General features: G+C 69.0%; 6 protein-coding genes. All 6 read right to left on the bottom strand.

The features are described 5' to 3' along the window. Positions 1-37: 37 nt before the first annotated feature. A complete protein-coding gene (locus tag T8T98_RS02810) occupies positions 38-3,109 on the bottom strand; it encodes a Mur ligase family protein (protein ID WP_251104122.1) in 3,072 nt (1,023 codons plus the stop codon). Then, on the bottom strand, positions 3,106-4,296 hold the full coding sequence (locus tag T8T98_RS02815; protein WP_160732082.1) for an HlyD family type I secretion periplasmic adaptor subunit: 1,191 nt from the start codon (positions 4,294-4,296) through the stop codon (positions 3,106-3,108). Before T8T98_RS02815 ends, T8T98_RS02810 begins: the two co-directional genes overlap by 4 nt. Next, positions 4,293-6,446, bottom strand: a complete 2,154-nt coding sequence (locus T8T98_RS02820; protein WP_251104121.1) for a type I secretion system permease/ATPase — start codon at positions 6,444-6,446, stop codon at positions 4,293-4,295. Before T8T98_RS02820 ends, T8T98_RS02815 begins: the two co-directional genes overlap by 4 nt. Beyond that, entirely contained in the window at positions 6,443-7,621 is a 1,179-nt protein-coding gene (locus T8T98_RS02825; RefSeq protein WP_251104120.1) for a TolC family protein, read from the bottom strand. The genes T8T98_RS02820 and T8T98_RS02825 overlap by 4 nt, the downstream gene beginning before the upstream one ends. Positions 7,622-7,844: 223 nt before the next feature. Then, positions 7,845-10,322 (bottom strand): Ig-like domain-containing protein, encoded by a 2,478-nt coding sequence (locus T8T98_RS02830; protein ID WP_251104119.1) that lies wholly within the window; start codon positions 10,320-10,322, stop codon positions 7,845-7,847. Positions 10,323-10,405: 83 nt separating this feature from the next. After that, positions 10,406-11,008: a BapA/Bap/LapF family prefix-like domain-containing protein gene (locus T8T98_RS02835; RefSeq protein WP_251104118.1), complete on the bottom strand. Its 603-nt coding sequence runs from the start codon at positions 11,006-11,008 to the stop codon at positions 10,406-10,408. Positions 11,009-11,259: the final 251 nt, after the last annotated feature.

Consider the following 11,259-nt stretch of genomic DNA (forward strand, 5'->3'; position numbering starts at 1 on the left):
AGTATTAACGCAGATTAAGTTTTGGGACTTATTTACTTCATGAAGTATCAAGACGAAGTTCGTTCACGATCTTGTGCAAACAAGTGCTGTGCGACCCCTTGACGAGAACGGCGTCCCCCGCGTTCAGTTCCCGAAGAAGACCGTTTTTCAGTTCGTCGAGCGTTTGCGGATGGGCCGCCTTGCAGCTTTCCGGCAGGCGAGCCCAGAACTCGTCGTAGAGCGGGCCCAGTGCGAAGACCTTGTCGATCGGCGCGGCGGCGATCCGTTCGCTGAGCGCGGTGTGATAGCGCGCGGCATCCGGTCCCAGCTCGGCCATTTCGCCGAGCACCGCGATCCGCCGCCGCGCCTGCCGCTTGGAGGCGAGGAGCGATAGCGCGGCCTCCATCGACCCGGGATTGGCGTTGTAAGCCTCGTCGAGCACGAGGACTTCGCCCCCGTTGATCCGGGCTGCAAATTCGCGTCCGCGCCCTGCGAGCGCATGGAACGAGGCGAGTTGCGGCAAGGCGGCGGCCAGCGGCCGGTCGAGCGCGACCAGCGTGGCCACGACGGCCAGCGCGTTGATCGCCATGTGCCGGCCCGAAGCGCCGAGGGTGAACGTCACCGCCTGCCCGTGCACTTCGGCCCGGGCCCGGCCGGTCGCCGGATCGTGGTCGATCAGCCGGACGTCGCAGTCCTCCGACGTTCCGAAATGGATGACTTGCAGGCCCCGGCCGCGCGCGGCCAGGTGGACCCGTTCCCATTCGGCCATGTCGCGATTGAGCACCGCGACCCCGCCGGGGCTCATGCCGGAAAAGATCGCGCTCTTCCGCCGGGCGATCGTCGCCAGGTCGCGGTGGAACTCGAGGTGGGCGGGCAGGACATTGGTGAAGATCGCGACGTCGGGCCGCGCCAGGCGCGAATTCTGCGCCATCCGCCCGATCGCGAGCTCCAGCACGGCGTGGGGCGTGTCCCACGGGATCGAGGCCAGGTTCCAGGCGATGCCGTGCGGCAGGTTGGCGTTGTGCCGCGTGCGCCCGACCGGGCCGAACGCCTCGAGCACGTGCGCGAGCATGGCGACGGTGCTGGTCTTGCCCGCGCTGCCGGTTACCCCGATCACCTTGCCTTGCATCCGCTCGCGGGCGTAGCGTCCCAGGTCGAGCACGGCGTCCCCCGCGCTTTCGACCACGAGGGCGGGCGGCCCGTCCTTCGGCAGCAGGCCCGGATCGTCGCAGACGAGGGCCGCGGCCTTGCCTGCCAGCTGCGCCGCGGCGGCCTGCGGAACCCCGCCCGGCTTGCCTTCGGGGGAGCGCAGGGCGACGATGTCGTCTTCGCGGAACGTCGGCGCGGCGATGCACAGCCCGCTGGCCGACCAGTCGCCGCGCGGCGCCTGGAGCCAGCGGCCGCCGGTCGCGCGGGTCAGGTCGGCGGGGCGCCAGTGGCGGCCCTCGGTCGCGGGCGGGCGATGCCTCGCCCCGTCCTTCCCCGCGCGCGCCAGCAGCAGGCGGCGATAGGCGACGAGGCCCGACAGGTAGTGTTCGACGTCGTCGATCCGGATGCGGAAGGCGTGGTGCCGGATGAAGAAGCTGCCCGCGATCTTGCGCGGCCGGGCATAGAACATTGCCAGTTCGGGCCAGAAATGGCCGTTGAGCAGGTAGCGGGCGCGGTGGTCGAGCGCGCGGTGGAAGCGGCCCAGGTCGATCGAATCGAGCAGGTGGCGGCGCGACGGATCGCCCCGCAGCCGCGCGATCATGCTTTCGGCGGCGGTCATCAGCTCGAGCAGCGTGGGAAAGGTCGTGATGCGCTCGAGCACGAAGCCCAGGTGATCGCGGACATTGTCCAGGCCGAAGCGGTAATAGCGTTCTTCCGGACGGTGGCGGGTCAGTTCGTTCACGGCATAGCCCAGCCAGTGATCGTGCGCCTTCCAGTGTTCCTGCCCGATGAAATGTTCGAAGGCGCGCTCAACCGCCTCCAGCCAGCGCGCTTCGCCGGAGGCGTCGTGAAGGCGCATCAGCGCAAACGCCGCCTCGCCATCGTAATAGATGATGCGGAAACGCTCTTTCTCGGCCAGCGATGGATAGGCGAGGACATGGCTGAAACTGCGCGTCGCGCCGTCCTGCATGTGCAATATGCCGCGGCCGAGCCGGCAGGCCAGCGCGAGGCTTCCGGCGTCTCCCGTCAATTCGTGGTGCTTGAGCAGGGCGAGGATCGCGACCGCGTTGCCGCCCAGCTTGATCTCGTTGCCGACGTCGAGGAGGAAGGCCGCCTCCTCGCCGCCGGCCGCCCTGCCGGGCCGTATCAGCTCGCGCACGAGGAAGCCGCGCGCGCGGTCGATCGCCTGTCCCAGTCCCTCGTCACCGGTGACTTCCCAGGCTTCGAGCATGGCATAGACGGTGCTCGCGTGGCGCAGCGCGTTATAGGCGCGGATCGGGCGGTCGAAGCACGGGTGCCAGCCGTAGTGGAACCTGCCGTCGTCGCCCACTTGCGTGGCAAGGTACCGGCTGCCCGCCGCGATCAGCTCGCCGACGTTTTCCGGCGACAGCTCCCCGACGGTCCGGCGCCCGGCATCCAGCCCGGCGCCGCTCAGCGGATGGACCTTCCCGTCGTCGCCGGCGAACAGGCCGCGCGTGGTGAACAGCCAGACCGGCTCCGCCTCGGCGAAGGCGACTGCTTCGAGGCCGTGCCGCAGCGCGGCGTAGCGGCGGAAATTCGCTGCGTTCAACGTCCCGCCGGGCTGGCGGTTGCCGCCGTAGAGCATGGCATTGGCGTTGAGCTCGGTTTCGAGGAAGGCATGGCGGAACTGCGGGTCGAGCGCGATGCCCAGGCGGAAATAGTTCCGCTTGATATTGGGCAGGGCCGCTTTCAGCTCCGCCCAGGTGCGCCGCTCGACCGCGTCGACCCAGTCCACGCGCAGCCAGTCGTGCCCGGCCCCGGCGGCGGCGACTTGCGCGGACCCGGCCGCCCAGGCCTCGTCCAGCGTGGCCCCGGTGGCGGTGATCGTTTCGGCGCGCCGCGAACCATCGGTGAAAGAGAAGAACAGGACGACCAGCCGCGCCCCTTCCACCCGCACCGGGGCAATGGCCGGCGCGGCGGCGCGCAAGCGGTCGAGGCGGCCGGACAGGTCGGTCTTCATCGCTCGCGCAAGGCCTCCCGCGCACGGTTGATCGGTTTCATCAGGTATTGCAGCACCGTTTTCTGCCCCGTGTGGATGTCCACCGTGGTGATCATGCCGGGCCCGATCGGGAACCGTTCCCCCGCATCGTTGACGAGGGCATTGGCGCTGGTGCGGATGAACACGCGGTAATAGTGGATCTCCGGGTTGACCTCGTCGCGGATCGTATCGGGCGAGATCGTCGCCACCTCGCCGTCGAGCCCGCCGTAGATGGAATAGTCGTAGGCAGTGACTTTCACCGTCGCGCGCTGGCCCGGATGGATGAAGGCGATGTCGCGCGGGGACATGCGCGCCTCGATCATCAGCTGGTCTTCCAGCGGGATGATTTCCATCAGCCGCCCGTTCGGCGGAACCACGCCGCCGACGGTCGAAACCTGGATGCTCTTGACGATGCCCTTGACCGGGGAACGCAAGGTGAGCCGTTCCAGCGTGTCCGACCGGCCGCGCACGATCGGCGCCAGCGCCTCGACCTCCTCGTTCGCCTTGGCCAGCTGCTGGCGCGCCTCGACCAGGTATTGCGATCGCAGGTCCGCCTTCTTCAGTTCCAGTTCCGACAATTGCCGGCGCAGGCGGATCACCTCGACATTGCTGGCCGCGCCGACCTCGATCAGCGATTCCCCGATCGCGACCTCGCGCCGGATCAGGGCGATCGACTGGTCGATCAGGCGGATCGATTCGTTCAGGCTGGCGCGGCGCGTGTCGTAGAGGCGGCGCTCCGCCCGTTTGAGGTCGGGGAAATCGTCCAGCTCGGCCGGGAAGGTCAGCGCGCCGCGGCCGACTTCGGCCTCGAGACGGGCCGAAGCGGCCAGGGCGGCGCGATACTTGGCCGCGCTCTCCTCGAAAGTGGAACTGGCCTGCGTGGGGTCGAGCTGGGCCAGGACCTGGCCGGCCTCGACGATATCGTCCTGCTTCACGTGCAGGCGGGCGAGGATGCCGCCTTCCAGCGATTCGATCACCTGTTCGCGCATCGTCGGGACGACGCGCCCGCTGCCGGTCGCCACTTCGTCCAGCGTCGCGAACCACGCCCAGGCGACGATCGCGGCGAACAGGCTGCACAGCGTCCAGACCAGCCGGTTCGACAGCTGCAGGCGCGGATCGCCCGCTTCGCCGAAGAGCCAGTCGTCGTCGGTGGCCGCAAGCGCGCTCATGCCGCTTTCCCCTTCGCCCCGCCCGGGCCGATCATCCGGGCAAGCGCGGCCTGTTTCGGCTGGTCCAGCGTGACCAGCCCGTTGTGCAGCACGACGATCCGGTCCACCAGCTCGAGCGCGCGCATCCGGTGCGTCGCGATCACGACCGTGCGGTTGCGGCTCCAGCGGCCGAAGCGTTCGATGAAGTGTCGTTCCGCCGCCTCGTCCATCGCCGCGGTCGGTTCGTCGAGCAGGACGACCGAGGGTTCGCGCAGCAACAGGCGCGCGAGCAGCAGGGCCTGGGTCTGCCCGCCCGACAGGCCCGCGCCGCCTTCCTGAACCACGTAATCGAGGCCCGCCTGGGTGCGCCGGACGAAATCGCCGGCCCCCACCATGTCGAGCGCGGCCGCGATCTCCGCGTCGCTGGCGTCGGGCGCGCCCAGCGTCAGGTTGTCGCGCAAGGTGCCGTGAAACAGGCGGCTGTTCTGGCCCAGCAGGCCGATATCGCGGCGCACGTCGGCCGGATCGACCTGGTGAAGGGCGAGGCCATCGACCAGCACCTCCCCCGAAACGGGGGGCAGGAGGCCGGACAGGGCCTGGAGCAGGGTGGACTTGCCGGCCCCGTTGCGCCCCAGCAGGGCCACTTTCTCGCCCGCGCCGATATCCAGTTCGGGCACGGTCAGCGCGGGCGGCCCGGTATCCTCGCCATAGGCGAACTTGGCCGCGCGCAGGGCGAACTCGCCGCGGATGGCGGGCGCCTGCAGGCGCTGTTCGGCATCGGGCGCATCGACCGGCAGGGCCATGATCTGGTCCACCCCCTGGATGCCGATGCGTGCCTGCTGCAGGCGGTTGAGAACCTGGGTGACCTGGCCGATCGGCCCCATCATCCGCGAACCCAGGATCGAGGCGCCGACCAGCGCGCCGGTGGTCATGTCCCCGGCGATCACCATCGGCGCGCCGAAGAACACGATCGTGGCATAGACCGCGTTCTGAATGTTCTGCGCCCAGGCGGTGAGGCCGCCCGTCAGGCTGCGGACCTTCAGCTGGGCTTCGCTGGCGACGGCGTTGTATTCGTTCCACCGGCGCTGGAGAGGCTCTTCGGCCTGGAGCGTCTTGATATCCTCGCTCCGCTGCACGGCCTCGACCAGCAGGGCGTTGCGCAGCGAGGATTCGCGCATCGCCTCGGTCGCATGGGCCCTCAGCTTCCGCTGGGCGAGCCAGCCGGGCACGATCAGCAGCGCCATCGCGCACAGCGGCACGAGAGCGAGCGGCCCGGCGATGAACCAGAACACGGCCAGGAACAGGAGGAAGAACGGGATGTCGGCAATCGCGGCGACCGTGGTCGAAGTCAGCAGTTCGCGCACTTGCTCGAGGTCGCGCAGCTGGGCGATGAACGTGCCGGTCGAGGCCGGCCGGTCGGCATTGCGCACGCGCAGGGCATGGCCGAAGACCCGGTCCGATATGCGCAGGTCCGCCCGGCGGCCCAGCACGTCGATGATCGTCGTGCGAAGGCGCGTCAGCGCGAAGCCGAAGGCGATCGCCCCGATCACCCCGGCGAACAGGACGTAGAGCGTGGGGAAGGATTCGGCCGGCACGACCCGGTCGTAAACTTGCATCGAGAACAGGACCCCGGCCAGCGCGAGCGAATTGGTGACCAGCGAGGCGACGACGACGCTGCCGTACATCCGCCGGTCGCGCAGCAGGATGCGGCGAAGCCAGTGTTCCTCGTAAGGCCGGATATAAGTGTCCACCCGCGCATCGGGCACGGCGCTGGCGGGCCGGGGGACGACGAACACGGTGCTGGCGGCGACCAGTTCGTCGCGGGCCATGCGCTGTTGCAACCCGCGTTCGCCGGTCATCGCCAGGCTCGCCACCCCCTCGGCATCGATCGCCGTCACCACGGCCAGCGTGCCGTCGGCCAGTTCGGCGATGACGGGCAGCCGCCAGCTCGAGAGCGCCTGCGCGCCGGGCCGGGCGAAGCTCACCTGCAGACCGGCATGGCGCGCGATCGTGCGGATGCGGCGTTCGCGCCCCTCCTCCTTCTGCCAGCGATCCGACAGCCGGGCGGTTTCGGCCGAGACCTGCAGACGATACTGGTGCGCGACCTGGCGCATGGCATCGATCCAGGCCTGGGCGTCGAAGGCCCCGTCGGGATCGCGCGCGCCGGTCATCCGATCGTCTCCTGCCGGCCGGCGAGGTCGAGGCCGAAGGCCTCGCGCGCCGCGCCCGAGGTGACCAGGCAATCGATCTGGAGGCGGCGCAGGTCGTGCCTGGTATTCGCGAGGTCGAAACGCACCTGGTGCAGTTCCTGTTCGGCATTGAGCAGGTCCACCAGCGTCTTGGTGCCCATCTCCAGGTATTGCAGGCGATAGAGCTTGCCCGTCTCGCGCATCGACGCCTCGCGGAAGACGAGCGTGTCGATCACCCGGTCGAAGCTGGCGACCTGGCGCCGCGCCTCGTCCAGCAGGCGGCTGACGTCGTTGCGCACGCGCGCCTCGGCCGCGTCCGCCGCGGCCAGGGCATGGGCGGCACCGCGCGCCCGCGCCCGGTTGGCCCCGCCGTTGTAGAGCGAGGTCGAGACGGTGATCCCGAAATTGTAATCCTCGCGATCGCCGAAGGGATCGTGGATGTCGGTCGATCCCCCGACCGCGAGCGAGACCGTGGGCATCCGTTCGGCCTTCGCCCTGGCGAGTTCGGCGCGGGCCCTTTCGCGTTCGGCGCGCGCTTCGTCGATCGCGGGAATCGCCGACCAGTCGGGGGCGCCGCGCCGGCAGGCCTGGGCGAGGGCGGGGGGAAACCCGCGCGAGACGGGCGGGGCGCGGTCGCGGCCGAGCAGGTGGGCGAGGGTGGTCTGCCAGCGTTCGCGCTGCGCCTCGATCTGTTCGATCGTGGCCTGGGCGGAATGGACCCGCGCGTCGGCCTGCAGCAGGTCTGCCTTGGTCGCGGCGCCGCGTTCGAAGCGCAATTGCACCAGCCGGCTGATGCTGCGCACGCTTTCGCGCTGCTCCAGCGCGATCGCGAGCAGGGCGGCCGTGCGCTGCAGCTCGATCACCGCGTAGGCGGTGTCGCGCACCAGGGCGTCGACGGCGATCAGCAGGCGCGCCTCGCCCGCCCGGGTGCCGGCCCGCGCAGCGGAAACGGCGCTGCGGACCTTGCCGAAATCGTGGACCATCTGGGTCACCGACAAGTTGGCCCGCGGGCGCCACCGGCTGGGGCCGAAACTGTCGTAGCCGCTGCCTATGCCCGCTTCCACGCTCGGCCGGTACCCGGCGCGGGCGACGTCGATCTCCTCGGCGCGGGCGGCAAGGTCGGCCTCCGCCTCCTCGACCGAGGGATGCCAGGCCACGGCCTCTCGCGCGGCCGCTTCGATGGTGAGAGCCCCGGGCTCGTCCGGGGAAGAAGCTGCAAGAACGGGGGACACCCCGAGCGTGCAGGCCAGGGCGGCGGCCGAAAACCATCCGGATGTGGACCAGGTTCTTCCGCGGATCACGCACCCTCTCTCGATCTGTGGCGAAGGCGCCGCCGGGGATGGACCCGTGTCCTGGATCGCGCTGTCAGAGGCCTGCTCCCTATACTGCCGAAAATCCGCCGTTCTCGAGGTCGTCGTCGAGCCTGGTGTCGAGGTAACCCAGGGGATCGGCGGCCCCTCCCGTGCCGGCCCCCGCGTCGGCCCCGCCGGTCGCGCTACCGTTATCCTCGCCGGCCGCGATGCGGGGTGCCGCTTCCTCTCCGATCTCGAGCAAGTAGCGATCGAGGATCGTTGCCAGGCTGCCGTTGTCTTCCATCGTGAGCTGGCTCGAGATCTCGAACGATCCCGGCATCGGCGATCCGACCGAACCGTCGAGCCCGGCGTCCATCAGGCCGAAGTCGCCCAGCGGCACGACATCCGGCTCCATCGCGCTCGACGCCGCGAACGCTGCCGCGCCGTCCGGTGGGCCCGCGAAGTCGAGCGTTACGGTCAGGGTCGCGGTCTCGGTGTCGCCGCCCGGGGACACGAGCGTGTAGAGGAAGCTGTCGGTATCGCCGTAAGCGCCGGTGAAGCTCGTGTCGGCCACGTAGGAATAGCTGCCGTCGGGATTGACCGTCAGCGTTCCGTATGTGCCCACGATCGCGGTGCCCCCGGCGGCAATCGCCGTGCCGTTGACTTCCGAAACGACGGTTCCGGCCGGGGCCACGTCGGTGCCGCCGATCCCTGCGTCGAGGATGACGTTGCCCGCGACCGTTCCGCTGACCGTGGCCGGCGGCTCGTATTCGGTGATCTGGTCCGAAGTGGACCTGATTGACAGGTCGTTGAGCAGCGAAGCATCGAGCAGGCCGCCGGCATTGCCGATCGTGACGTAGTATGTCGCGCCGCCGCTGAACTCGGGCAGGGCGAGTTCGGCTGCGGTCCAGTTGGCGCCCAGTATCCCCCCGCTCCCGACGAGCCAGTCCGTGGCGGTATAGACCCGGGTTCCCGTGCTGCTGCCGTCTTCCACGCGGTAGACGACGAGGTCGAAGTCCGAATCTCCGAACAGGCTGAGATCCAGGAGCGCAGCGCCTTCGCCGTCGACGCTGACCTGCCGTGTGGCATTCTCCGAGACGGCGAAAGTGAGGAAATTCGACCCGCCCAGCACGGAGACATCGACGGTATCGCCTGCCACGCCGAGATCGAGCAGGGCTCCCACCGTGGCGCTCTGCAGCGGCTGGTCCGACGTTTCGGGCGTGACGTCGAGGAACAGGGTTGCCTCGTTGTCCACCGCGACGAGCAGGTCGGGCGCCGTCGCCGTGGTCGCGGCGGAGACGTTGCCCGCGGCATCGGTCGCCGTGACCTGGAGCAGTTCGCCGTCGGTCTGGGCGGGAATGGTGACGCTGTAGCTGCCGCCCGCATCGGCCGTGCCCGTGCCCAGGACGGTAATGCCGTCGGGTGCATGGACGGTGATCGTCGCGCCCGCCTCCGCCGTGCCGGTCACCGTCGTGCCGGTGGCATCGTCGACGTCGGCGGTCGGCGCATCGGGCGGCGTCAGGTCGGGCGCTTGCACCGGGGTGGTGCCCGATTCGTTGCCGGCGGCATCGGTCGCCGTGACCAGCAGATCCTCGCCGTTGGTCTGGGCGGGGATGGTGACGCTGTAGCTGCCGCCCGCATCGGCCGTGCCCGTGCCGAGGACGGTGATGCCATCGGGCGCGTAGACGGTGATCGTCGCGCCCGCCTCTGCCGTGCCGGTCACCGTGGTGCCGGTGGCATCGTCGACGTCAGCAGTGGGCGCATCGGGCGGCGTCAGGTCGGGCGCCTCGGCCATCGTCGGGGTGGATTCGTTGCCGGCTGCATCGGTCGCCGTGACCAGCAGGTCCTCGCCGTTTGTCTGGGCGGGGATGGTGACGCTGTAGCTGCCGCCCGCATCGGCCGTGCCCGTGCCGAGGACGGTGATGCCATCGGGCGCGTAGACGGTGATCGTCGCGCCCGCCTCCGCCGTGCCGGTCACCGTGGTGCCGGTGGCATCGTCGACGTCGGCAGTGGGCGCATCGGGCGGGGTCGTATCGGCCGCGACCAGTTCGATCGTCAGGGTCGCGCTATCGCTGCTGCCGTCGGCATTGACGAGGCGGTAGGTGAAGACCTCGGTCTCGCCCACGCCGTTGGCATCGTCGCTGGGCGTATAGGTGTAACTGCCGTCGGCATTGATCACCAGCGTGCCATAAGTTCCGGCGACGACGAGCCCGTCGGTGACGGTCACGAACGTCCCGCCCCCGGTGTCGATCTCCAGCGTCTCGCTGCCCGAGACGATGACATCGTTGGCCAGGACATTGCCGGTCACCGGGTCGCCGTCCGCCGTGGTCGTGCGGAACTCCGCATCGAGGGTGAGGGTGATGCCGGCCGAGAGCAGGCCGCCCCCTTCGTAAACCACCCGGTAGTTGCCCGGCGCCAGGTCGTCGGCGCTGACGCGCACCTGGTTGTCGGCCAGGATGTCGAGCGTCAGCAGGTCGAGTAGCCCGCCGCCCGAAGTGCTGGCGACATCTTCGAACGAACCGTCGGGCCGCTCGCGCTGAAGCGTGAACTCGACGTCGCTGAGCACGGTCGCGATGCTGTCTGCCGTCAGGGTGCGACCGACAGCGACAGCACCTCCTACGTCCTGGCCGTCGGGACGTTCAGCGAAACCTACGCCTTCGCCGTCGCCGAGGGCACCCAGGTCGACACGACCGCGTCGGCATCGGCGTCAGCGTCCGCATCTGCGTCAGCATCCGCGTCTGCGTCAGCATCTGCATCGGCGTCAGCGTCGGCGTCGGCGTCGGCGTCTGCATCAGCGTCAGCATCGGCATCGGTGTCGTCGCCGCCGCCACCGCCACCGCCGCCGGCTGCTGCCGCGGCGAGGCCGGCGGCGCCGAGGAGGCCGGTGATCGGCAGGAGGGCGCCGGTCCCGCCGCCCCCTCCGGTCGATCCGGCGGCCAGCTGGGTAAGATCGTCGACCTGGCCGAGCGGTTCATAGGCAAGGATCGTGTCCGGCTCGACGAGCCAGAGCGATCCGTCCGCCTCCTGCAGGACGATCTCGCTGGCGTCTTCGGCGAAGGCGTAGAAGTCGGCGATCCGGATTTCCTCGCCATTGGCGAGACGCAGGACGAGATCGTTCCCCTCGCGCGTGGCGCCGACGAGATCCTCGCGCTCGAGCGGTAGCTTTACGACAGTAGGGCCATCCAGGTTTATGGCGTCCAGTTCGACTATCCGAACCTCGCCGGATGACTTGTCGTAAAGCTCTGCTGGCATTGTCGACTCCCTCTATGCCGGGATTCGTTACTAGAATTGAGACAATGCGGGTGTGCGTTAGTCTGGCCGACTAACTCAAGTTAGTTATTGATCTCAATTTCTTCATTGGAGAAGCTATCAGTGATTCATAATCGCGCAATTTAAAATTGGCGCTCCTCTCCGTTTCCGGAACAGTTACCTGCCGATGCCCCCGTGAGAGAAGAGGATATGTCCTGGCCCGCCCTGCCTTGCATATCCGGCGAATAGGAACA

This window comes from Pelagerythrobacter marinus (assembly GCF_034375205.1).
Classification (GTDB): domain Bacteria; phylum Pseudomonadota; class Alphaproteobacteria; order Sphingomonadales; family Sphingomonadaceae; genus Pelagerythrobacter; species Pelagerythrobacter marinus.

Excerpts from the sequence above, each read along its gene's own strand:
- T8T98_RS02835 (WP_251104118.1), bottom strand. The coding sequence starts at position 11,008 with ATGCCAGCAGAGCTTTACGACAAGTCATCCGGCGAGGTTCGGATAGTC.
- T8T98_RS02815 (WP_160732082.1), bottom strand. The coding sequence starts at position 4,296 with ATGAGCGCGCTTGCGGCCACCGACGACGACTGGCTCTTCGGCGAAGCG.
- T8T98_RS02810 (WP_251104122.1), bottom strand. The coding sequence starts at position 3,109 with ATGAAGACCGACCTGTCCGGCCGCCTCGACCGCTTGCGCGCCGCCGCG.
- T8T98_RS02820 (WP_251104121.1), bottom strand. The coding sequence starts at position 6,446 with ATGACCGGCGCGCGCGATCCCGACGGGGCCTTCGACGCCCAGGCCTGG.